At 70.5% G+C, this 22,487-nt stretch carries 17 protein-coding genes; 10 read left to right on the forward strand and 7 right to left on the reverse strand.

The features are described from left to right. Nucleotides 1–10 precede the first annotated feature (10 nt). The 5 genes from WMF28_RS10440 to WMF28_RS10460 all read right to left on the reverse strand — a co-directional run bounded on the left by WMF28_RS10440 (nt 11) and on the right by WMF28_RS10460 (nt 5,350). A complete protein-coding gene (locus WMF28_RS10440) occupies nt 11–1,288 on the reverse strand; it encodes a 3-dehydroquinate synthase II (RefSeq protein ID WP_437602016.1) in 1,278 nt (425 codons plus the stop codon). A 37-nt stretch (nt 1,289–1,325) separates the two neighbouring features. Beyond that, nucleotides 1,326–2,423, reverse strand: coding sequence for a phenylacetate--CoA ligase family protein (locus WMF28_RS10445; protein WP_437602017.1), 1,098 nt, complete (start codon nt 2,421–2,423; stop codon nt 1,326–1,328). Nucleotides 2,424–2,567: 144 nt separating this feature from the next. Further along, complete coding sequence (locus WMF28_RS10450) at nt 2,568–3,326, reverse strand: amidohydrolase family protein (protein WP_437602018.1); 759 nt, start codon at nt 3,324–3,326, stop codon at nt 2,568–2,570. A gap of 32 nt (nt 3,327–3,358) precedes the next feature. Next, on the reverse strand, nt 3,359–4,657 hold the full coding sequence (locus tag WMF28_RS10455) for a phenylacetate--CoA ligase family protein (RefSeq protein WP_437602019.1): 1,299 nt from the start codon (nt 4,655–4,657) through the stop codon (nt 3,359–3,361). Nucleotides 4,658–5,062: 405 nt separating this feature from the next. Next, nucleotides 5,063–5,350 (reverse strand): hypothetical protein, encoded by a 288-nt coding sequence (locus WMF28_RS10460; protein WP_437602020.1) that lies wholly within the window; start codon nt 5,348–5,350, stop codon nt 5,063–5,065. Between the two features lie 435 nt (nt 5,351–5,785). Here WMF28_RS10460 and WMF28_RS10465 point away from each other — a divergent pair, with 435 nt between their 5' ends. The 4 genes from WMF28_RS10465 (at nt 5,786) to WMF28_RS10480 (ending at nt 9,767) form a co-directional block, all read left to right on the forward strand. Further along, nucleotides 5,786–6,568 (forward strand): IS630 family transposase, encoded by a 783-nt coding sequence (locus WMF28_RS10465; RefSeq protein WP_437598555.1) that lies wholly within the window; start codon nt 5,786–5,788, stop codon nt 6,566–6,568. Nucleotides 6,569–7,943: 1,375 nt separating this feature from the next. After that, nucleotides 7,944–8,315: a DMT family transporter gene (locus tag WMF28_RS10470; protein ID WP_437489535.1), complete on the forward strand. Its 372-nt coding sequence runs from the start codon at nt 7,944–7,946 to the stop codon at nt 8,313–8,315. A 78-nt stretch (nt 8,316–8,393) separates the two neighbouring features. Then, nucleotides 8,394–8,834 carry a DUF3574 domain-containing protein gene (locus tag WMF28_RS10475; RefSeq protein ID WP_437602021.1) on the forward strand — a complete coding sequence of 147 codons (441 nt, stop codon included), beginning with the start codon at nt 8,394–8,396 and terminating at the stop codon, nt 8,832–8,834. A 240-nt stretch (nt 8,835–9,074) separates the two neighbouring features. Next, nucleotides 9,075–9,767 (forward strand): SCO family protein, encoded by a 693-nt coding sequence (locus WMF28_RS10480; protein WP_437602022.1) that lies wholly within the window; start codon nt 9,075–9,077, stop codon nt 9,765–9,767. A 55-nt stretch (nt 9,768–9,822) separates the two neighbouring features. Here the strand turns inward: WMF28_RS10480 and WMF28_RS10485 are convergent, their stop codons facing one another. Then, the gene (locus WMF28_RS10485; protein WP_437602023.1) at nt 9,823–13,167 is read right to left on the reverse strand and encodes a DNA methyltransferase; all 3,345 of its coding nucleotides are present in this window, start codon (nt 13,165–13,167) and stop codon (nt 9,823–9,825) included. 762 nt (nt 13,168–13,929) lie between these two features. Here WMF28_RS10485 and WMF28_RS10490 point away from each other — a divergent pair. The 6 genes from WMF28_RS10490 (at nt 13,930) to WMF28_RS10515 (ending at nt 19,935) form a co-directional block, all read left to right on the forward strand. Then, entirely contained in the window at nt 13,930–14,361 is a 432-nt protein-coding gene (locus WMF28_RS10490; RefSeq protein WP_437602024.1) for a response regulator, read from the forward strand. Between the two features lie 181 nt (nt 14,362–14,542). Next, the gene (locus WMF28_RS10495) at nt 14,543–14,974 is read left to right on the forward strand and encodes a chemotaxis protein CheD (RefSeq protein WP_437602025.1); all 432 of its coding nucleotides are present in this window, start codon (nt 14,543–14,545) and stop codon (nt 14,972–14,974) included. A 5-nt stretch (nt 14,975–14,979) separates the two neighbouring features. Next, nucleotides 14,980–16,668 (forward strand): chemotaxis protein CheA, encoded by a 1,689-nt coding sequence (locus WMF28_RS10500; protein WP_437602026.1) that lies wholly within the window; start codon nt 14,980–14,982, stop codon nt 16,666–16,668. A gap of 56 nt (nt 16,669–16,724) precedes the next feature. Beyond that, nucleotides 16,725–17,279, forward strand: coding sequence for a chemotaxis protein CheW (locus WMF28_RS10505; RefSeq protein ID WP_437602027.1), 555 nt, complete (start codon nt 16,725–16,727; stop codon nt 17,277–17,279). Beyond that, nucleotides 17,276–18,277, forward strand: a complete 1,002-nt coding sequence (locus WMF28_RS10510) for a CheR family methyltransferase (protein ID WP_437602028.1) — start codon at nt 17,276–17,278, stop codon at nt 18,275–18,277. Before WMF28_RS10505 ends, WMF28_RS10510 begins: the two co-directional genes overlap by 4 nt. Next, complete coding sequence (locus WMF28_RS10515) at nt 18,256–19,935, forward strand: methyl-accepting chemotaxis protein (RefSeq protein WP_437602029.1); 1,680 nt, start codon at nt 18,256–18,258, stop codon at nt 19,933–19,935. The genes WMF28_RS10510 and WMF28_RS10515 overlap by 22 nt, the downstream gene beginning before the upstream one ends. 45 nt (nt 19,936–19,980) lie before the next feature. On the opposite strand, the gene WMF28_RS10520 is transcribed toward WMF28_RS10515, so the two are convergent. Continuing rightward, nucleotides 19,981–22,359 carry an MXAN_6577-like cysteine-rich protein gene (locus WMF28_RS10520; protein ID WP_437602031.1) on the reverse strand — a complete coding sequence of 793 codons (2,379 nt, stop codon included), beginning with the start codon at nt 22,357–22,359 and terminating at the stop codon, nt 19,981–19,983. Nucleotides 22,360–22,487 lie beyond the last annotated feature (128 nt).

Below are 22,487 nucleotides of genomic sequence, written 5' to 3' on the forward strand. Positions count from 1 at the left end.
GTCCGAGCGTTCACGTTTCGATGATGTGCTCGTCGACCTTGATGCCCACGTGGCGGCCGGGCGTGGCCGGATGTCCGAGCACCTTGTCGCCTTGCCGGAGCTCGGTGATGTTGAGCGGCTTTGCGTCCTCAGAGAAGATGCGCACGTGCCAGTCGTCCTGCATGATGATGTTGATGCGCTCGCCCGTCTGGAAGTCCGCCTCGATGAGGCGCAGCGGTCGGACCTCCGTCTTCATGCGCCCGACGCTCGCCCGGCGCGCGCTGCCGGTGCGGTCGACGATCATCACGGGGGAGCCCGCCCTGAGCTCGCTCATGTAATCCGTGCGGTTTCCGAAGTTGTAGACGTAGCTGTGGACGGCGCCCGCGTTGACCCGGAAGGGTCTGAGCTCCATGTAAGGCAGGAAGAAGACCTCGGGGCAGCACAGGATCCCGCCCTGCGAGGTCGACCCCACGATGATGCCCTCGGTGGGCGAGAACAGCGTGGTGGTGTCGATGCAGCTCCGCTCGCCCATGCCGATCGGGGTGCTCTTCACGATCGTGGCGACCTCGAGCTTCACCGCCGCGCGCTCCAGCCGGCCGAGCCGCGAGACGAACTCGCTCAGCGCTTCGTGGGAGCGTGGCGAGAACATCACTCCATCCGCTCCGACCTCCATCACTCCCAACGTGACGATGGCGTCGTCGACGTCGAGGGGAGAGTTGATCTCCTTGATGAGCACCGTCTTCGTGGCCTGCAGCGTGGCGATCACGAGCTCCAGGGGGATGTTGGTGGGGTCGCGGAAGCGGATCATCAGGTAGGCGTGACGCTGCCCCTCCGCGATGGACTTGTGCAGGCTCTCACCATCGTCCACGTAGGCGCGGAAGCAGGTCCTGTGCCCCATCTCCGCAGCCTTCCCGAGGAGCTGCACGTCCGGGCTGGCGATCACCACGTCCTTGCCGCCGTCCGGCAGCGGCGCGAGGCGCGCCAGATCCTCGGCGCGCTCGGCGTGAAGGACCTTGAGCATGCGCGACGGGACGGCGGGCGCGAGCGCGGACAGGTTCTCCGGATAGAGGACGACGCCGGTATAGGCCAGGTGGACCACCCGCCCAAGCATGCCGTCGTCGTCGCCCGGCGTCGCGATCTTCGCCGAGTCGAACCAGACGACGAGGGCGTCGGACTCCGCCATCCGGTTGCGATCTCCCTCGACGCGATCGAGCCGGATGCGCTCGCGCTTCTCCATGGTGACAGCGAGGCTTTTGTTGTTGCCGTTGGCGATGACGCCGCTGCGGCTGCTCGTAGGTGCCATGCTCATGCTCGATCCTCCCCTTCGCGTTTCATAGGTATCGCGCTCAGGTACGCGCGATGGATTTGCTCACATAGACCGGTTTGCCCGTCATCCCGAACGAGACCGGTTCGCTCCTGTCATAAAGTGTCCCCTTGGGGACCAGCTCCACCTGCACGCGGGCGCCGTGCGCTCGCGATAGCTCATCGACGAGGCCCGGCTCGATACGGTCCTCCTCCCTCTCGCGCTCCACGATGACGTGGAGCCCGTCACCTCTCGGCGAGACCCTCCAGAACCGGCGGCTGGGCAGCCCGGAGACGATCGCGTCGAGCTCCCAAAGATCGAACGGCTTGCCGCTCACCCACAGGGTGTCGTCCGCCCGGCCGCGGATCTCGAGCGTCGTGCTCTCACCGCACGCGCAGGGCTCTCCGAGGCACCTCACCCTGTCTCCCGTCACGTACCGGACCATCGGAGTGGCCCGCCGCGTGAGCGACGTGACGACGAGCTGCCCTATCTCCCCCGGCGCCACGCACCTCTCCAGCCGGTCGTCGAGGACCTCCATGAGAAAGCAGTCCTGCCACGGGTGCAGCCTGCGCTCCGCACAATCCATGGCCTGAGGCCCCGTCTCGGTCATCCCGAAGTTGTCGTACACGGGGACTCCCCAGATCCCCTCGACGAGCTTCCGCCGGTGCGGGCTGAGGGGCTCTCCGGCGCAGCAGATGGCGCGTAGCCGGGGGAAGTCCCGGCGCGGATCGAGGCCCGTCATCTCGGCCGCCTCGGCGATCATCACCGCCGAGAGCGAGATCGTGGCGAGGACGGTGACGTCGAGCCTCCGCATCAGATCCACCACGCGCCGGAGCGGGGTGATCGTGGTCCGGCTGTCGGCGGCGATCGCGCACGCGCCCTTCTGCTGGACCGCCATCTGGACGAACGGCCCGATGGTGGAGAGCGCATAAGGGAACCGGATGAGCACCCGGTCCTCGTCCGTGAACCCGACGCCCCACCGGGCGAACCGCTCCCGGATCTCCGCGAGGTCCCGGCTGCTGTACCACACCGATACGGGAGCGCCAGTCGTCGCGGAGGACTCGTGGTACTGGAGCAGCTCGCGGTTCGGGGCGCACGCCATGCCGTGCGGCGACCGCTGGAGCATATCGCTCTTCGTCATCAGCGGGATTCTCCTCCACTCCTCCCACGTCCGGAGCGGGGCGCTGGGCAGGCGTTGCCGATGGAAATCGGAGCTCCGCGCGTGCTCCAGCACCTGATTGATGGCCACCAGTCGATCCGGAAGTACCATGGTCCGATCCATCGCTCATGCGCTCTCCAGATGGAGCAGCTCGCGGATGTTCCCGCCCAGGATCTTCTCGCGCTCGCCCGAGGAGATCGGCAAGAGGAGCACCTTCTGGATCTCTGCGGCCGGGTGGGACAGCGGATACTCGGAGCCGAAGATCACCTTGCTCGCTCCGGCCTGCTGCACCGACAGGAGGATCTGCAGATAGCTGCTGAGGGAGGTCTCCAGGAAGAGGTTGTCCAGCTTGGCGGCGGCGGCTGACGCGTCGTTGTCGACGTGGCCGGCCCCCATGTGCTCCAGGATGAAGTTCGTCCTCGGGAACCGCCGCGCGAGCTCCACATAGTCGGACGTGTTCGCCCCCGGCCTGAACGCTACATGCGAATAGATGGGCACCTCGCGCTCGCCGCAGAGGCGGGCCAGAGGAGCCATCACGTCATCGCAGAACGAGAACCTGTGGACCAGCGGCGTGACCATCAGCCCGCGGAGCCCCTTCCCGAGATATCGCTCCGCGACATCCACGGCCTTCGGATCGCACGGGTCGACGCAGGCGAGCCCGCGCAGCGCGGGGTTCGTCTTCACGGACTCGGCGACGTAGTCGTTCTTCGGGACCGCATCCGGCTTGCTCTTGCCGGTGATATACGCATTGAACTGCCGCACATCCAGCATCCCGCCGGGGCAGACCACGCCCCTCTGGATGCCGCCTTGCCTGAGCTGCTCCAGGTAGTTCTCGGCAGAACCGTAGCTCGTCGGAGAGACGTGTGCGTGTGCATCGATGATCATCGCCTAGCCACCATTCCCATATTAGCTGCCTGTTACTCCCGGACGACCCGCGCCACCTTGACGCCGGCGCGCGGGAGCGCATCCACGAACTCGAAGTCGAAGGGCAGGGAGGTCGCGGCTTGCAGCCTCGTGGCGAGCGCCTGTGCCAGCGGCGCGCTGGGCTCCATGCCGCTCGCGAGCTCGCACCGGACCTTGATGCGCGCCTGGCCCGAAGCCGGCATGACGAACTGGAACCAGTTCCCGACCTCCGGCATCCGCATCAAGTGCTCTTCCAGGTGGATGGGCGAGATCTCCTTGCCATGAAACCGGATCTGGTCGAAGACGCGGCCCTTCATGTGGAACCGGGGCATCGCGACCCCGCACGGGCACGGGGCCGCGTTCAGGCACCCGAGGTCTCCGGTCCGGAAGCGGAGGAGCGGGCTGTCGTAGCGGAGCAGCCCTGTTACGACGATCTCGCCCGTCTCGCCCGGATCGAGGACGCGGCCGGTCTTGGGGTCGACGATCTCCATGATGACATGCGCTGCTGGCACGTGATAGCCGTCGTGATGGTCGCACTCGATCCCGAGCGCCCCGCACTCGAGCGACCCGTAGAAAAAATTGGCCGTGGTGCCCCAGATCTTCTCGATGCGCCCGCGGAGGGCGGGAGAGCACCCCTCCCCCGTGAGCCACATTTTCTTGAGGCGCAGGCTGGTCAGGTCGAACGAACTCCTCTGGGCCTCCTCGGCCAGCGCGATGGCCCAGGAGGGGCTCGTGACGACGATGCTCGGGCGCAGGTCCTTCATCGTCTTGACCGTCTTCTGCGGCGTCGAATAGGCCCCGCCCTTGCCGGCCGGGACGACGGTGGCGTGGTAGCCATCCATGAACGTCTTGTGAAAGGCGAGCCCCGCGGTGCTCATCTCGTACGGGAGCGCGTTCAGGCAGATGTCACCGGGGCCGACGGGAAACAGCCTGGAGTACCGGGGCGCCAGGTCGTAAAGCAGGTAGTCGTTCCACGTGTACGCCATGTAGATCTCTTCGCCGCCGGTGGTCCCGGTGGAGACCTGGATCAGCGCGATGTCCCTCCTGTCGCAGGTCAAGAGGCGGTAGGGCTGCCCGCGGAGCTCGTCCTTCGTCAGGAACGGGAGCTTGACGAGGTCGGACGCGTTCTGGATGTCGCCGGGCGCGATCCCTACCTCGCCCATCTTGGTCCGGTAGAACGATGACTTGCGGTATGCTCGTTGGACGATCGTCCTGAGCGACTCCGCGTGGTATCGTGCCAGGGTGTCAGGTGAGAGGCTGTCCGCCTGCTCCGCCCCGGAAAGATAGCGAGAGACGGCAGGCGGGGTCGTCATGGACAACAATCTTTGTTCGATAAAAGAGCTCATGCTCGCGGCACCTCTTTTCCGGGAGCCGACGCCTTGCCGCTCTGGTGAGGCGCAAATCGTCGCCCCGCTCTCGACCAAAGCGCACGCGGCGCGCCGTCCCTCTGAGGGTCCCATTCCTGACATGTGGTTTCTGTTTGCGCCATGAGTTTATGTTTGTGTAGAGTTGCTCAAAGTGCGAGACATTCGTTGGGTTGTTGATTTTTCGAGTTCCCTGCTCATGGATACCGTTGCGCCCAGGGCGATGCTGCGCCGCCTTGTCATTCTCGGGTCTTCACCTCCGTGAAAGGTGCCCGCAAGCACGCAAGGCAAGTCCTGCCTGACACCACGTCTTTCCCGCCCGTCCGGGCGCCGGGCAGCACGGGAGGCGGCGTGTCAGGGGGGCAGCGACGGAGCGTGCTCGTGGCGCCGCTCCTCCGCGGCGCGCTCCTCGTTCAGCGCGAACAGCCGGTCGATCGCCTGATCTTCGAAGGCTCCCCACGCCTGTGTCTCGCCGGGGATGGCCGGCGCGGTATACGGGGGAGCCTCGATGTCGTCGAACCCGTACGCGGCCAGGACGGCGCGGTCTATCTCCTCGTGGAGCTGGGTGAGCCCCGGGCGCTCGCGGGCCGGGTCCTTGAGGAGGTTGTACGTCGCGGTCAGGCCCTCTTGCAGCTCGGCCATCAGCCGGGCGCGCGCCGGTAGACGCGCTCGCCGATGGCCTCTAGTGGACTGTTCGATAAGTTTTTTAACATATTCCCCGGGGTGGCGTAAGCTTCGGCATGCGAGGACGACCACCCAGGAGGATCGAGCTGTCGCGGGAGGATCGGGCGTACCTGGAGCGGCTGGTGCGCGATGGACGCACCGAGCAACGCGTCGCTCGCCGAGCTCGGGTGCTCTTGGCCATGGCAGACCCGGCGACGGTCGTGGAGGAACTGGCGGCGCACGTGGAGCAGAGGCGCGAGACCATCTGGCACCTCTGCCGTCGGTACGAAAAGTTGGGGGTTCGGGCGGCCGAGGACGCTCCTCGCGAAGGTCGGCCCCGGGCTTTTTCCCCCTCTGCAACGCGTCGGTCTCGAGATGCTCGCCTGTTGTGAGCCCGCAGGGCTGGGGCTGCACATGACGCACTGGTCGACGCGCAGCCTGGCGAAGGTGGCGGCTGAGCGTGGGCTGGTGCCGAAGATCGCGCACTCGACCGTCTCGCTGATCTTGCGTACCGCCGATCTCCAACCCCACCGTTCGCGGTACTGGAAGACGCCCACGATCGATGCCGACTTCGAGAGGAGGGCGACGCGCATCCTGTGGTGCTACGAAAGAGCCTCGGATCTAGCTGCGCGCGGCGAAGTTGTACTTTGCTTCGACGAGAAGCCGAACATCCAGGTGCTCGAACGTCGGCGACCGACCCGCCCCGTGAGGCGCGGCCAGGTCGAGCACCAGGAGTTCGAGTACATCCGGCACGGGACGGTGAACTTCGCCGCCGTGCTCGATGTGCACACGGGCAAGATGCGCGGGTGGTGCCCCAGCCGGAACGATAGCGAGCACCTGCGCGCGATCCTGCCGGAGTTACTCCACGAGTGCTGCAATGCGCGACGCGTGCACCTGATCTGGGACGGAGCCCCGTCCCACGTCGCACAGGAGACCACCACCCTGCTGCGTACCCGCTACCCGCACGTCCGCGTGCTTGTGACGCCGGCGCACGCCTCGTGGCTCAACCAGGCCGAGCTGCTGCTGCGCGCATTCAGCGAGCGCTACCTGAAGCGCGGCAGCTGGAACAGCCGCCAGCAGTTCGTCGAGCACCTGAACGCGAGCTGGCGGGAGTACGACCAGCTCTACGCTCACCCTTTCAGGTGGTCCTGGACGCGGCAGAAGATGCACCGCTGGGTTGAGCGGCATGCCGCGTGATTATGTTAAAAAACTTGTCGAACAGTCCACTAGGGGGCCGCCCTCGACGTGGTGCTCCGGGCGAGGGAAGGGGAACGTCTCCACGCAGTCCGACGGCGCGTACCGGAGGCCCTCTCCCATCGTCGAGGAGAGCAGGCGCGTCCACGCCTCGTGCGCTCGCGACTGGAGCACCGCGAAGCGCGCGTGGTCCTCTGGCGAAGACGCACGGCTGGTCCGAGAACGTCCGATCGACAGGCAGGAACGCGAAGCAGAGGTGCTTCATCTCCCGCGCCGCGACGAGGCACCGTCGGAGCGGCGCTATCCTGCGCCGGAGCTCCGGGCGCGGGGTCGCGAACTGCCACCATCGCGCCTTGTGGCCGGCGTCGACCCCTGTGCTCCTCACGCGATCGCGCTCCGGCTTCACCGGGCTCTGGACGATCGACAGGCGCCGTCGCGCGGCGACATGCCCACGGCGAGGTGGACGACGGCGACGTGGACCGCGGCATCATCCATCGAGATCCACTTGCCCCCGAGAACGGCGGATTCCCCACGAACGCGTCGAGCCGCTCCGATCGGGGCTCCGGATCGCCCACGGGCCGACCGTCGGCCGCGCGCGCCTCCTGGAACACCTCCGCTGGGCGAGGTCGAGCCCCCGTGGCGGCGATCCGGGAGGGGCGGGGGCCTGCGGGCCAGCGGTTGAGCCCGGTGATGCCGCAGTACCGCCTGTCGGAGACGGATCTATCGGATCTCGTCGAGTATCCTGGCTGTGTCGGGCGCGATCTGGATCCCGGCGTGACGGCGGACTCGGTGGTGCTGGGCGCCGCGCTGCCGCTCGAGCTCGCGCAGCGAGCGCCACGAGCGCGTCCTCGGGCAGCTCGAGCGTCTCGGTGATGGCCTCGAGCACCTTCGGCCCGCCCGTGTGGACGATCCAGTGGCGGATGTCGCCCCGCGACAGGCGGTGCCGCGCGAGGAACGCGTCGACGTCGCGCCGCACGTGCTCGCGCACGAGAGCCGGGACGCCCGCGGAGAGGACGACCCGGAAGCCGGTGTCCACGACGTCCCACCCCATGATGTGCTCTGTCTCGGGGTAGAAGACGGCCTGCGCGTCAAGCACCGCCGCCCCGGCCGGCCGGCCGTCCCCACCGCGGCGATCGTCGCCGCAAACGACATCTCCACCCCCTCGAAGCTCATGGCGCGCGGCAGTCTCGCACCGAGGCAGGCGGCCGGCCACGGCCATTTCGGCCGAGCTCGCCGGCGAAGCTTCACCGAGCGTTGCGCGAGGCGCGAGGCGCGGGGAAGGTGCGCGCGCTTCACGGTTGATCCATGCCGCCCGCTGCGCGAGAGGTCTCCCGGGAAGGCGAGCCTCCGGGGCCCCGGCGCTCGTCGCACAGCAGACATGGCTCAAGGTTACCTCTTCCTCATCATCGCCCTCGTCTTCAACGCGACCGCGAACATCCTCATGAAGCTCGCCTCGCGGCGCGTCCCTCCGATGGAGGGGCTGACGCTCGTCGAGAAGGGGCTCGCGCTCGCGACGAACTACCACCTCGTGCTCGGGCTCGTGCTCTTCGCGTCGAACATCCTGTTTTACGTCCTGGCGCTCAAGCGCATCAACCTGTCGATCGCCTATCCGATCATGTCCTCGGGCGGCTTCCTGATCATCTCGGTCTTCTCCGTCTACTACCTGCGCGAGACCCTCACGACGCTGCAGATCGGCGGCATCGTCCTGATCGCGGCGGGCATCGCGATGGTCGCGTACAACATGAGCTAACCCGTCGCGGCGGCCGTGATAGCTTGCCGGTCGCACGTCGCCGTGCGCCTGAGCGCCCTCGTCTCGGAGGAAACATCCATGCCCGACCGATCGATCTCGCGCGCCCTCCTCGCCGTGCTCCTCGCGACCGCCGGCTGCGGCAGCGCCGCGGCAGACGACAGCGCGCAGCCGGCGCCCGGGATGACCTGCGACGGCGGGGAGCCGATGATCCGGACCGAGCTCTTCTTCGGTCTGGATCGGTTCGACGAGCCCCCCGTCACCCAGGAGGAGTGGCAGGCGTTCGTCGACACGGTCGTGACCCCGCGCTTCAGGGACGGGCTGACGCAGTTCGACGTCGACGGCCAGTACCTCGCGACGACAGATGAGCTGATCCGCGAGGACAGCCGGCTGCTCATGCTCCTCCACGACGGCAGCCAGGCTGTCTCGGACAGCATCGAGGCCATCCGCGAGGCGTACAAGGCGCGCTTCAACCAGGCGTCCGTGCTGCGGATCGACGAGCCCGTCTGCGTCGATTTCTGACGGCGGGGACATGGCTGTCTCGCCTCTCCGGCGTGAGCCGGTCGGCGAAGATTCTTGACCTGAAGGGATCGCGCGACAAAGCTCCTCGTCCGCTGGCCAGCCCTCGATCGCCCACGATCGAGGGCGGCGCCGCGTGGCGCCCGCTCTTCGCTCGTCGGAGGATGGCGCTCGAACCCAAGGCGCTCGACGCGAGCGCCCCCTCGCGGGCGCCGATGAGGCCATACCCGCAGTGAGGCCGATATGCGATCTCTCTCGCTCTCCGTGCCGAACGCCTTGCTCCTCGCCGGCGCGCTCGCCGCCGCCTCGTGCGACCGCGAGAGCGATCCGGCGGCTGCCGGCGCTGATCCGGGTCCGCCGCTCCCGGCGCAGGGCGGCGCGGCGGCGGTGCGATCGGCCCCGGCGCCGGGCGTCGCGGTGCCGGACGAGGAGCTCGTGGATCAGGACGGCGCGCCGGTGCGTCTCCGCGAGCTCGCGAAGGATCGCGTGCTCGTGGTGAACTTCGTCTTCACGACCTGCACAACGATCTGCTCGCCGATGACGGCCATCTTCGGCCGGCTCCAGGACGAGCTCGGCGACGCGCTGGAGCGGGAGGTGCGGCTCGTCTCCATCTCGCTGGACCCCGCGACGGACACGCCGGAGCGGCTGAAGGGCTATGCGGAGAAGTTTGGCCGGCGGCCGGGCTGGGTGTTTCTGACGGGCAGCGGCGAGCGCGTGGGCCGGGTGCTCGACGCGCTCGGCGGACGCGCGCCCATCAAGGAGCAGCACACCCCGATCACGCTCATCGGCCGCGCGGCGGAGGGGCGCTGGACGCGCATCGACGGCATCGCGCCGCCCGCGCGCCTGGCCGAGGAGGTCCGGGCCTTCCTCGCGCGGTGGCCGGCGGCGCAGAGCGCGGGCGGGCGGCGGCTGGATGACCCATGGCGGAATTTCTGACGCGCGGGGCGAGCCGCAGCTCGGCAGGCGACTTCACCGACTCGCGCGGTCGGTGCTAGCCGCCGGACCGGCCCCGGCGCCCCGGCCCCGGCGCGCGCGACGGCTCGCCGGGCCGCGGGCCGCGCTGCTCGGCCTCCCCGCGCCGCCGCTCCTCCTCGGCGGCCCGCGCTTCGTTCAGCGCGAAGAGCCGGTCGATCACCTCATCCTCGAAGGCGCCCGCCGCGCTCCGCTCGCGGGGCGTGACCGGCGTGGTGTACGGCGGAACCTCGATGTCGCCGAACCCGTACGCGGCGAGGACGGCGCGGTCCATCTCCTCGTGGAGACGGCGGAGCTCGACGACGCCCGGGCGCGCGCAGGCAGGGGCCTTGAGGAGATTGTACATGGCGGTCAGGCCCTCTCCCAGCTCGACCATCAGCGCTGCGCGCGCGGTGTAGAGGCGCTCGCCGGCGGCCTCGACGCGCCCGCCCGCGGCCAGGCGCTCCGGGTGAGGGAAGGGGAACGTCTCCACGCAGTCCGACGGCGCATACCGGAGGCCCTCTCCCATCGTCGAGGAGAGCAGGCGCGCCCACGACTCGTGCGCTCGCGACTGGAGGACCGCGAAGCGCGCGTGATCGTCGATGGCGAACACGCATAGCTGGTCCGAGAACGTCCGCCCCGCCGGCTGGAAGGCGAAGCACAGGTGCTTCGTCACCCGCGCCGCGACGAGGCAGCGCCCGAGCGGCGCGATCGTGCGCCGGAGCTCCGGACGCGGGTTGGCGAACTGCCACCATCGCGCCCGGTGCCCCGCGTCGATCCCGGTGAGCCTCAGGCGATCCCGCGCCGGCTTGACCCGACTCCGCACGATCGACAGGAGCGCGGGCCAGCGCCCCGCGTCCTCCAGCCCGCGCTCGCCGAAATCGATGACGTGGCGGTGCGGGCTGTGCGAAGGCGACGAGTTGACCTCCTCGCCGCCCAGGAACGGGCGGAGCACCTCGCCGGCCGCCGGGTCGCCCGCGCAGAGCGCCCGCGCCTCGCCGTCGGTGAGGACGAAGCCGTCGCCGCGGAGGAAGCAGCCGATGAAGCAGAGATCCCGGCTGGACTCCAGCGGCCTCGGGTCGGGCCGCTCCGGCATCGCGCGCAGGTGGGAGTTGATGTGGCGCACAGGGAGCCCGTCGAGCCGGGGCGGCGGGACGCCGTCGGCCGGCGACATGCCCACGGCGAGGTGGACGACGGCGACGTGGACGGCGGCATCCCCGGGCCACGGGACGCTGCGCACCGCGTGGTAGATGACCGCCCGCCCCGCCTCGACGAGCGGCTTCAGGCCCGATCGCCGGGTGTCGCCCTGAGCTATCGTGTTCGTGGCGATGAGCCCCACCGTGCCGCGACCCCCGAGCAGCGCGGCCGCGCGGCGGAAGAAGTGGGCGGCGAGATCGGTGTTCTTCGTGGCGCCGTGCAGCTGCTCGAGCCACGCGGCGTAGGTGTCCCCGTGATCCGTCGAGATCCGCTTTCCCCCGAGGAAAGGCGGATTCCCCACGAACGCGTCGAGCCGCGCCGGCCGCGGCGCGCGATCGCCGTCCGGGCGGTCCGGGCGCGGCTCCTGGAACACCTCCGGGAACTCCAGCGCCCAGTGGAGCGGCGGCAGCGGCGGCGCCCCGCCTGGCGTGCCCTCCCGCGGCGCCCCCTCCCGCGGCGCCCCCTCCCGCGGCGCCCCCTCCCCCGGAGCCCCCTCCCGGAGCGCCCGCTGCATGGCCAGGAGCTCTTCGGGAGGCGGCCCCCCGCCGCGGAGCCACGCGATCGCGAGCTGCGCGCGCCGGTCGCGCTCCTTCAGCCGGTCCCTGTCCTTCGGGTGCGCGAAGAACGCCCCCACCACGAGGTCGCCGAGGAGCCGCGCCCGGCCGATCGCCTCCTCCGCCGCGCGCGCGAGCCGCTCCCGCTCGCGCGCGGCGCCGCCGTCCCCGAGCCCGGCGAGCTGCTGCCGCAGCGCGAGCGCCCGCTCGATGGCGGCGTCGATCGCCTCGCAGCACGCCGGCAGCGGCGCGGCGGGCTTCCAGTGGAAGCCGCGCAGCTGGGCGAGGTCGAGCCCCACCAGCGAGTCGCCGTGCCGGAGGGCGTGATCGACGAACGTGAACGGCTCGTCCCGCGCGCGCGTCACGAGCCAGAGCGACAGCCTCGCCAGGCTCACGGCGAAGGGGTTCTTGTCGGCGCCGTACAGGCAGCGCCGCGCCACGAGCCGCCGCGCCTCGCCCACGGCGTCCCCGCCCGACCGGGCGAGCCGCTCCGCCGCGGCGGCGTCGCCGCGCGCCGCCTCGCGGGTCCAGGCGGCCACCACCAGGTCGGCCAGGTACCGGCACGCCTCCATGAGGAACGCGCCGGACCCCATCGCCGGATCGCAGATCGCGAGCCCGAGGAGCCGCGCCGACGGCGGCTCCTCGCCCATCTGCCGGAGCAGGGGCTCGAGCGTCCGCGCGACGATGGGCGCGGACAGGCTGCGCGGGGTATAATGAGAGCTCGTCCGCCGCCGCTCGGCGCCCGGCTGCAGGAAGAGCCGCCCCGCCCCGAGCACCTCGGCGTCCCTCGCGCGCAGCGGAGCGAGCGCCTCGAGGAGCGCGGCCTCGGTCCTCGCGCTGGCGAGCGCCTCGTCGAGCCTCTTCGCCTCGCGCCGCGAGAGCCCCGCCCGCTCGGCGAGCCACGCCGCCCGCCGCGCCGCCGGCTGCGCGAGCGCCTCGGCCGCGCTCACCCAGACCCTCTCGGGCCGGAGGCACACCGTCGGACCGGCGGCGCGCTCGACCCGGTAGCCCATGAGCGCCTCGTAGAGGCCGCCGAGCTGCTCGACGTCGAGCGCCCGGTACGACAGCGGCCGCCCGTCGAGCACGAGGAGCCGCTCGAGCACCGCGTGCACCGTGGCGTCGTCCACCGACGGCGCTTGCCAGGGGCCACCGCTCGCCGCGCGCTCCAGGAACGGGTAGCGCTCGGGGTCGAAGAGCTGCCCTCGCCGCGCCGGCAGGGTCAGCTCGGGGCGGGAGATCCCGTGAAACACGGCGCGGGACAGCGCGACGAGCCGCGCCCACGCCCCGAAGCGCCGCCGCATCGCGGCCGGACGCGCGCCGTGCTCCGCCGCGAGCTCCCGGAACAGCGGGAGCACGCCGAGGTGCGCCGCGTCGTGCGGGTGCTCGACCGGCAGGAGCCCGCGGGCCTCCGCGTGGAGCAGGAACACGAGCCGGAGGAGCGCGGTAAGCAGCCCGCCGTAGAGGTGCTCCGGACCGCGCGCGAGGGCGTCGGCGAGCGCGCCCGGCCCGTCGCGCTCGGCCGCGTCCTCGAAGCCGCGGAGCAGGACGCCGAGCGCGTCGAAGGCCCGATCCGCGAGCGCGCCCGCGACGTCTACTTGCTGCGCCCTGCTGTCCCCGGGGACGGGCTGATCCATGCCGAGCGTCGGGAGTGTACGCGAGCGCCGCGCGATCCGCTGCAGGTTCTGCCTGACGAACGTCTCGAGCGGCCGGACCGCCGGCCGAGCTCGAACGGAGCTGTTTCAGTCTTCCTCGCGCGCGCTCCCCGGGCGCTTGACGGCCGTCGGGCGGAGCCCAATGGGGCGTTTCCCAAGCTCATCCCTGGCGCCGTGATGGGGAAGAATTCGAACACACAGGATCTGAGCCATAGAGGTACAGAGGACGCAGAGCTTCTTCGTCCTCTCCTCCTTGTCCACCGCCCCGGTGACACGGGAAGCCGTCGACCAGGTCGACGATGAGCTGCGCTGGGCTCGACATCCGAACGCACCCGCGTGTCGCTCCTTCAGGCTTGCTGTGCGTTGCGGCGCACATCCTTTGCTTCTCTCTACCTGCCTCCCTACGGTCTCCCTTCCACCTGCCTTCGACCGCCATGAGCTCCCTGTCGCGGAGCTCGCGCGCCTGTTCCGCGCGCGATCGCTGTCGATGCGGGGATGGCGTCTCCACTCGAGGCTGCGCGCTCCGGCTGCAGGCCTACCAGCGCCAGAGCCAGCCCGCCTGCATGCCCAGAGCCGTGGCCTCGAACCTCATGGAGGATCCGGGCGCGCCGGCAAATCATCGCGACCGACAGAAACCAGGTGCGTGCCTGTTGCAAATTTCTATTGGAGTGTTCGCCTACTGTCATGGTAGGGTGGACCGGCTCGGGGGGAGACGCCCTGTAGGTAGGTGAAAGAGGGGGATTCATGCTGGCCATGCGCGATGGTACGGCCGCGCCATATCCGCTGAATCGGATCGAGGGGGCAACGATGCTTCGGAAGAAGATTCTGCTGGTCGACGATTCTCAGACCATCCTGCGTATCGAGCAGATGGCGCTGAGCAAGCACTACGACCTCATCACGGCGAACGACGGCGGCCAGGGGATCGAAGTGGCCTTGGCGCAGCGGCCGGATCTCATCCTCCTCGATGTCGTCATGCCGCACATGAACGGGTTCGACGCCTGCCGGCAGCTGCGCGCGGAGGATGCGACGCGGAGCACGCCGATCCTGCTCGTCACCAGCCGGAGCGATGTCGCGCACATGGAACAGGGATTCCTGTGCGGCTGCTCCGATTTCGTCACGAAGCCCATCGACACGATGGAGCTCCTGGAAAAGGTCAGGAACTGCCTTGGCGACTGACACGGCGGCGAGGGCATCCGAGGGCACACGTCTCGCCTCTTCCAGCGGCGACGATGGATCCGTACCCCTGCCCGACGATGTCGGCAGAGAGGAGAGGACCCGTCCGTCCGACCCACGGGCGCCGTCCGCGTCGGCCGGACCGCCCAGCTGGCGCTCGCTGCCGGCGGAGGCCCAACACGTCATGCCAGGCCAGCTGTTCGCCTCGCCCGAGCCGACCATGGTGACCACCATCGTTGGGTCCTGTGTGGCGATCTGCCTCTGGGACGCTACCACCGGCGTCGGCGGGATGAACCATTACGTGCTTCCGGAATGTCCAGGCCAGAGGGGGGCGTCGGTCCGCTTCGCCGAGTTCGCATGCCAGCGCCTCCTCGAGCGCCTCGTGGAGCTCGGGGCCTCCAGCCGGGCGCTGCAAGCGCGCGTCGTCGGGGGCGCCTGCCTCATCTCCGCGTTCCGGGAGCGCGGCACCCACCTCGGCGCCCAGAACGTGGATGCCGGGCTCGCGTTCCTGCGCGCGGAGCGGATACGGATCGCCCAGCTCGAGACGGGCGGCGACCGGGGACGCAAGATCGTCTTCCGGACGAGCGACGGCGCCATCTCGATCCAGCCTCTGTGAACCGCATGGATTGCGATCGCGACGAGCTGCTCCAGACGTTCATGCCAGAGGCGCACGAGATCCTCGACGAGATCGAGCGCGCTCTGCTGCAACTCGAGGCCGGCGGCGACGCTCACGATCTCCTCCAGCGCATCTTCCGCGCCACTCATACGCTCAAGGGGAGCGCCGGCTCGGTAGGCCTCGGCGGCTTGAGCGAGCTCGGGCACGCCGCCGAGGACGTCATCGAGGCGCTCTGCCGCGGCGAACTCCCGCTCTCGACGCCCGTGCTCTCGCTGCTGCTCGAGATGGTGGACGCCGCCCGCCGGCTCGTCGCCGAGGTCGAGCGGGGGCAGGCCGAGCGCAGCACCTCGTACAGAGAGGTCGTCGCGCGCCTGGAGGAAGCGCGGCGCGGAGGGCTGAAGGCGAAAGAGGGCGCGGGGGCGGCGAGCGCGCGCCGCGCGACCGAGGACGACGCGGAGGGAGCGACGAGCATCAAGAGCATCCGTGTCGCCGTCGAGAAGCTCGATCGCATGGCGGATCTCATCGGAGAGCTCACCCTGGGCCGGAACAGGATCGCTCGGACGCTCCGCGCGGTGCGCGGCGATGCCGGCGCTGCGCTGCGCGACGAGATGGAGGAGCAAGATCGGCTCTGCAAGGAGCTGGAGGAGGCGGTGCGCGCCGCGCGCATGGTGCCGGTCGGCCCCTGGTTCCGGCACTACGAGCGCACGGTGCGCGATCTCGCCCACGCGCACGGCAGGCAGGCGCGCCTCTTCGTCGTGCACGGCGACGTCGAGGTGGACACGGCCGTGGTCGAGCGGTTCCGGGACGCCCTGACGCACCTCCTGCGCAACGCGATCTGTCACGGCATCGAGCCGCCCGAGGCGCGGCGCGCCGCGGGCAAGGACCCCTGCGGCACGATCACCCTGCACGCCGCGCACGAGCGGGGCGGCATCGCGCTCCGGATCTCCGACGACGGCGCCGGGATGAGCCGCGAGCGCATCGCCGCCCGCGTCTGCGCGCTGAGGAGGCACCCGGCGCCCGAGACGCTCCCCGATCATGAGCTCTTCAGCCTCGTGTTCGAGCCCGGGTTCTCCACGGCGGCGGAGTCCTCCCACCTGGCGGGGCGCGGTATGGGCATGGATGTCGTGCGGCGCAGCGTGGAGTCGATCCAGGGTACGATCCGGATCGAGAGCCGCGAAGAGCACGGCACGTCGCTGTCGATCCAGCTCCCGCTCACCCTGGCCACCATCGAGGGGCTCTCCGTCGGGATCGGCGGCGAGCGGTACGTGATCCCGCTCCGCGCGGTGCTCGCCTGCTGCGATCTGCCCCGCGGCACGCTCGCGCACGGCGGCGCCCAGGGGCTCATGATCCGGCGCGGACGCGGGCTGCCGTGCGTCCGCCTCCGGGCGCTCCTCGGGCTCGGCGGAGCTCCCCCGCCGGATGAGCGCGTCGTCATCGTCGCGCACGACGGCGCCGAGGCCGGCCTCGTGGTCGACCTCCTCGAGGGCGAGGGGCGCACGGTGGTCAAGCCGCTCGGCCAGCTGTTTCGCCGCGTCCGGGGCATCTCCGGCTCGACCATCCTCGGCGACGGCAGCGTGGCGATGATCCTCGACGTCGACGCGTTGCTCGGCGGCGTCCTCGGGGACCTCGGCCCGGTCGACGCCCCCGACGAGCGCAGGGCAGCGCCATCGGCCGCCGGAGGCAGCCCAGGATGAGCCGGCGCCCCGGCGCGCAGGGCGCCCGTCTGTCATCTCTCTCCAATGGAGGCGTCATGATCTCCGACGCGTCGAGCCCCGTGTCGCAATACGTGTCCTTCATCATCGCGGGGGACGAGTACGCGGTGAACATCCTCCGGGCGCGGGAGATCGTCGAGCACAGCGTCACATCGCGGGTCCCGATGATGCCAGCGTGCATCGTCGGCGCCATGAACCTTCGGGGCCGCGTCGTTCCGGTCATCGATCTCGCGGTCAAGCTCGGACTGCCGCCGACGAGGGTGAGCCGGTGGACGTGCGTCCTCATCGTCGAGACCGAGCTCGACGGCGAGAACACCCGCCTCGGCCTGCTCATCGACGGCGTGGGCGATGTGCTCACGCTCTCCGAGGACGAGATCGAGCACGCGCCGGCCTTCGGCGCGCAGGTGCGCGTGGATCAGCTGCTCGGGATGGCGAAGGTGGGCCAGAAGCTCGTGCTGCTGCTCAACATCGACCGCATCCTCTCGCCGGCGGAGCTCCTGGCCTCGGCGACGCCCGGCCCCTCGGCCCCCGGGGCCCCGCCGGCGCTCCCAGGCAGCCACGGCGCGCCGGCCGGCGAAGGGGACAGGCCATGATCTCGCTCGCCGAGCTGGGCCCGCGCGCCCTCAGCGACGAGGAGTTCGCGCTGTTCCAGAGGCTCGTCAAGCGCGCCTCGGGCATCGCGCTCGGCCCGCAGAAGAAGCCGCTCCTGCTCTGCCGCCTCGGGCCCCGGCTCCGCGCGCTCGGGCTCCGCAGCTTCGGCGAGTACTACCGCCGCGTGACCGCGCCGGGCGGCGAGGGCGAGGGCGAGCTCGTGCACATGCTCGACTGCATCTGCACGAACGAGACCCATTTCTTCCGGGAGCGCGATCAGTTCGAGCTCCTCGAGCGCGAGATCCTCCCGGCGTGGCACGAGGGCGCGGGCCACGGAGCGCCCTTCGCGCGCGGCGGCCGCCCGCTGCGCGCCTGGAGCGCGGCCTGCTCGACCGGGGAAGAGCCCTACTCGATAGCGATGTCGTTGCTCGACAGCCTGCCCTCCCGGGAGCGCAGCGACGCGGCGAGACAGGCGCCGCCATGGGCCGGCGCCGCGTCGACCGGCGCTCCGGAGATCTGCATCCTCGCGACGGACCTGTCCGTCCGCGCGCTCGACCAGGCGCAACGCGCGGTGTGGCCGATCGAGCGGGCCTCGGAGATCCCGGAGGAGCGCCTGCGCACCTACATGCTCCGCGGGACGGGCGCGAGCGCGGGCCTGATGAAGGCCCGGCCGGAGCTGCGCAGGCTCATCTCCTTCCGGCGCTTCAACCTGCTCGACGCGGCGCCCAGGCGATTCGGCCTGTTCGATCTGATCTTCTGCCGGAACGTCCTCATCTACTTCGACGCCGCGACGAAGGCGTCGATCGTGGCGAGGCTCATCGCCAGCCTCGCGCCTTCAGGGTACCTGTTCCTCGGACACGCCGAGGGCCTCCACGGGACGGACCACCGCGTGCGGTGCGTCGCGCCATCCATTTATCGGCTCCAGCCCCCGGCAGGGCTCGAAGGAAGCCGCAACACATCTAGCCCGGAGCATGCATCATGCTTGCGCATATCGGAGTAGGCCGGAAGCTCTACCTCGGCTTCGCCGCCATGGTCGTCATCGTCCTCGGACTGGCGGGCACGGCCTACAAGAGGTTCGCGGAGCTCGACGAGGCCCGCTCATGGGACCAGCACTCGTACGAGGTGATGCTCGCGGCGAGCGAGATCATGGAGTCGCTGCTCGACATCGAGACAGGGGAGCGTGGCTTCGTCATCACCGGGGTGGAATCGTTCCTGGAGCCGTACCGCAGCGGGCGCGATCGGTTCGAGCAAAACATGAGTCGTGCCCGGGAGCTCACCAGGGACAACCCGCGCCAGCAGGCGCGCCTCGAGAAGATCGACAAGCTCCAGGACGAGTGGCTCTCCTCCGTGCTGGAGCCGATCATCCAGCAACGCCGCAGCGCGGACGACGTGAAGGCGTCGGCGGATCGCGCCGTCGAGGAGGTCAGGAAGGGGCGCGAGAAGAGCCTCATGGACCAGATGCGCGCGGCGCTCAAGGAGATCGATGACGAGGAGATCGCCCTCCTCGGCCAGCGGCAGGCGGCGACGAACGCGCTCGTCAAGACGATGTACGTGACGCTGCAGATAGGAGGTCTGCTCGCGATCGTCGTCGCCGCCGTGCTCGCCATCGTCTTCAGCAGGATGATCCTCTTGCCGCTCACCCAGGCGGTGTCGATCCACCAGCGCATCGCCGGGGGCGACTTCACGGGCGACGTCAAGGTGAAGAGCTCCGACGAGTTCGGCCAGATGCTCGGCGCCGTGAAGGCCATGTCGGAGCGCCTGGCGGGCCTCATCGGCGAGGTCCGGAGCGGCGCGATCTCGGTCTCCTCGGTCTCGGTGCAGCTCTCGGCGACGGCGCAGAGCCTGTCGCAGGGCACCAGCGAGCAGGCGGCGTCCGTGGAGGAGACGATGGCCAGCCTGCAGCAGCTGAGCGGCACGATCGCGAAGAACGCCGCCAACTGCAAGCAGGTCGAGGAGACGGCGCACCGGAGGACGAGGGACGCGGAGCAGAGCGGTCAGGCGGTCCGGGAGACGGTCGAGGCGATGAAGGCGATCACCCAGCGGATCGTGATCATCGAGGAGATCGCGTACCAGACGAACCTGCTCGCCTTGAACGCCGCGATCGAGGCGGCTCGCGCGGGCGAGCACGGCAAGGGGTTCGCCGTGGTCGCCACGGAGGTGCGGCGGCTGGCCGAGCGAAGCCGGGATGCGGCGAAGGAGATCGGCTCGTTCGCCGCGTCGAGCATCGTCGTCGCGGAGCGCTCGGGACAGCTCATCGCGGAGCTCGTCCCGTCGATCCGGGAGACCGCGGAGCTGGTGCAGGGCGTCGCCGTGGCATCCAAGGAGCAGTCGAACGGCGTGGCCCAGATCAGCGGGGCGGTGGAGCTGATAGAGCAGTCCACGCAGCGCAACGCGGCGATCTCCGAGGAGCTCGCCAGCACGGCGGCCGAGCTGTCGGCGCAGGCAGAGCAGCTTCAGAACGTGATGGCGTCGTTCCGCCTCGCGCAGGAGAGCGACGGCGACCCGGGCCACAGGCCTGCGGCGCCGGGGCGTCTACCGGACCGCCGCGGCGGCAGGGCGCTGTGGAGGCCGCCGCAGAAGGGCCCCCCGAGCGGCGGCGCATCGAGCAACGGGCGCGTGCCGCACGCCGCGGGCGATCAGGACTTCGTCCCGTTCTAGATCCTGTCGGAGATGGGGATCCGCGGCGCCGCCGGGCGGCGCGGGTCAAAGATGGATGTTGAGCTCGTAATGGCCGGAGTCCGACGTGCCGGAGCCGTCGGACTGGCTCACGTTGAGCGCGTAGTCGCCTCCCTCGCCGCTCGTGTCGACGCTGATCAGGACCGCCTGGCCAGCGTCGAGCAGCACGAGCGCGCGCGAGCTCCTCCCGTCGCTGACGCAGGCTATCTCGGGACCCCTGCACCCGCCCAGGCGCACGGACAGGACCGTCTCGATCGTGGAGCCCACGGTGTTGATGTCGTAATATCCCTCCGCGGGCGCGGTGAAGGCGTAGGTCGCCTCGCCGCCGGGGCCCCCGCCGCACTCGGGCGTCAGGATATCGAGATAGCCTTCATTGTTGCCCGTGACCGCCTGAGGGACCGAGTCGCCGAGATCGAAGAGCGGGCACGGCGGCACCTCCTGCCGGGCGACGTTGAGCGTGTACTCCCCGCTCGCTTCGTAGCCGTCCACGGAGACGATCACGGCCTGACCGGCGGAGAGGGGCAGGGTCAACCGCGAGTGGGTGGCGGCCCCCTCGGGGTCGGCGTCGTCATTGCACTTGAGCGAGGGGCCGGCGCACGCGCCGTCCCGCACGTCCAGGAGCGTGTCGAACGTCGAGCCCTCGGTGTCGAAGGTATAGAGGGCGTAGGCCGGGGCGGTGAACAAGTAGGTCGCCTCGGGAGCCCCGAAGGAGCCGCAGACGGGCGCGAGGGAATCGGAGAGACCCGCGGTCGTGCCTGTGACCGTCTGCGGCGCCATCGAGCCGAGATCGATGAGGGGGCACGCCGCCTCGGTGACCTCGAGCGCGTAGTCGCCCGCCTCGCCGTGGCTGTCCAGCGCGATGACCGCGGTCTCGCCGGCCGCGAGCGGGATCGCGGCGCGCGCAGGCTGGGACGAGCCGTCGAGGCACATGATGACCTCGCCCCGGCACCCTTCGCGGCGCACCTCCAGGAGGACGGGGAAGCTCGATTCCGTCGCATCGAACACGTACACGCCGTCGTGCAGCGCGGTGAAGCCGTAGGTCGCCTCGCCGCCGCTCGTGGGCGAGAAGCACGCCGAGGACACGTTCGGGAGATCCTCGTTGTTCCCGGTCACCGTCTGCGGGACCCTCGAGCCGAGGTTCACCGCCGGACACGTCGGGGCTTCGAAGATCTCCAGCGTGAACTCGGGCAGCGGGCGGCCCGGGCTCGCCACGGCGACGAGCGCCGTCTGCCCGGCCTCGAGCTCCGCGACCGCGCTCGCCTGGCTGGAGCCGTACTGGCACGCGAGCGACTCGCCGGTGCAGGTGCCGCCGTCGCGGACCTCGACGATCAGCTCACGGGAGGCGGCGCGCCCGCTGAAGACGTAGAGGCCGTCCTCGGGGGCCGTGAAGGTGTACGTGGCGTCCTGGCTCGAGGCGATGTCGCAGTCCGCGTACACCGAGTCCTCGAGCCCGGCGGTCGAGCCCGTCACGGTCTGCGGAACGACGGGCTCCAGGGCGGTGGGCGCGCACACGATCGGTCCCGGCTCGGTCACGCGCAGCGTGAAGTCGCCCTCCGCGCCGCTCACCACCACCAGGACGGGCTCGCCCTCGGCGAGATCGACGGCGATCTGCGACTGGAGGCTCCCCGCATCGTCGTTGCAGGCCAGCTCGGCGCAGGTGTCCGCCCGCAGCGCCCCGAGCGTCGTGTCGTGGGAGGCCTCGAAGGTGTCGAACAGGTAGGTCCCCGCGTGGGGCGCGGTGAACAGGAACGTCTGATCCGCCGCGCCCGACCCCGAGCAGCTCAGCGAGCGGCTGTCGTCGGCGCCGGATGTCGTGCCGCTGACCCGCTGGGGGACGCCGGAGCCGATGTCCTGGGAGGGCTCGGCGCTGCACCCGCACCGGCCGTCCTCGCACGGCCGCCCGGGGTCGCAGGCGCGATCGCACTGGCCGCAATGCTGCGGATCGGCGGTGAGGTCGACGCAGGTGCCGGCGCAGTCGGTGAGGCCCTCCAGGCAGGTCCGCTGGCACAGGGCGCCGGCGCACGCGCGGCCCGGCTCGCACGGCGCGCCGCACTTGCCGCAATGGTTCGGGTCGGTGCGCGTGTCGACGCAGGCGCCGTCGCAGCGCTTCAGGTGGCGGTCGCCGCCGCACGCCGGCGGGCCGCCGCCCACGCCGTCGGTGCCGCCGCTGCCGCCGCCGCCACCCCCCTCGCATGCGCCGTCGACGCACACCTCCGCGGCCGGGCACGCCACGCCGCACGCGCCGCAGTTCGCGCGATCGGAGCGCAGCGCCACGCAGACCCCGTCGCAGGCCGAATCGGGAGGAGCGCAGACCTCCGCCGAGCTGACGTCGCTGGAGCACGCGGAGGTCGCCGCGACGACCGCGGCTGGCAGCCAGAGCACGGCCGCCGACAGCGCGTATCTCAAGCGAAGACCGTCTCGGTTCATCGGCATCCCTCTGCGGCGTGCGCCGTCCGGGCGCCTGGGCGGGCGGCTGATCGGTGATCCAGCGGATCGTGCCCTACCTCGGGAAGCCAGGTCAAGGCGCCCGGGCG

The sequence above is a fragment of the Sorangium sp. So ce590 genome (assembly GCF_051521365.1).
Taxonomy (GTDB): domain Bacteria; phylum Myxococcota_A; class Polyangia; order Polyangiales; family Polyangiaceae; genus Sorangium.

Coding starts and splice junctions, on each gene's coding strand:
- WMF28_RS10440 (WP_437602016.1), bottom strand. CDS start 1,288: ATGAGCATGGCACCTACGAGCAGCCGCAGCGGCGTCATCGCCAACGGC.
- WMF28_RS10445 (WP_437602017.1), bottom strand. CDS start 2,423: ATGACGAAGAGCGATATGCTCCAGCGGTCGCCGCACGGCATGGCGTGC.
- WMF28_RS10450 (WP_437602018.1), bottom strand. CDS start 3,326: ATGATCATCGATGCACACGCACACGTCTCTCCGACGAGCTACGGTTCT.
- WMF28_RS10455 (WP_437602019.1), bottom strand. CDS start 4,657: ATGACGACCCCGCCTGCCGTCTCTCGCTATCTTTCCGGGGCGGAGCAG.
- WMF28_RS10460 (WP_437602020.1), bottom strand. CDS start 5,350: ATGGCCGAGCTGCAAGAGGGCCTGACCGCGACGTACAACCTCCTCAAG.
- WMF28_RS10465 (WP_437598555.1), top strand. CDS start 5,786: ATGACGCACTGGTCGACGCGCAGCCTGGCGAAGGTGGCGGCTGAGCGT.
- WMF28_RS10470 (WP_437489535.1), top strand. CDS start 7,944: ATGGCTCAAGGTTACCTCTTCCTCATCATCGCCCTCGTCTTCAACGCG.
- WMF28_RS10475 (WP_437602021.1), top strand. CDS start 8,394: ATGCCCGACCGATCGATCTCGCGCGCCCTCCTCGCCGTGCTCCTCGCG.
- WMF28_RS10480 (WP_437602022.1), top strand. CDS start 9,075: ATGCGATCTCTCTCGCTCTCCGTGCCGAACGCCTTGCTCCTCGCCGGC.
- WMF28_RS10485 (WP_437602023.1), bottom strand. CDS start 13,167: ATGGATCAGCCCGTCCCCGGGGACAGCAGGGCGCAGCAAGTAGACGTC.
- WMF28_RS10490 (WP_437602024.1), top strand. CDS start 13,930: ATGCTGGCCATGCGCGATGGTACGGCCGCGCCATATCCGCTGAATCGG.
- WMF28_RS10495 (WP_437602025.1), top strand. CDS start 14,543: ATGCCAGGCCAGCTGTTCGCCTCGCCCGAGCCGACCATGGTGACCACC.
- WMF28_RS10500 (WP_437602026.1), top strand. CDS start 14,980: ATGGATTGCGATCGCGACGAGCTGCTCCAGACGTTCATGCCAGAGGCG.
- WMF28_RS10505 (WP_437602027.1), top strand. CDS start 16,725: ATGATCTCCGACGCGTCGAGCCCCGTGTCGCAATACGTGTCCTTCATC.
- WMF28_RS10510 (WP_437602028.1), top strand. CDS start 17,276: ATGATCTCGCTCGCCGAGCTGGGCCCGCGCGCCCTCAGCGACGAGGAG.
- WMF28_RS10515 (WP_437602029.1), top strand. CDS start 18,256: ATGCTTGCGCATATCGGAGTAGGCCGGAAGCTCTACCTCGGCTTCGCC.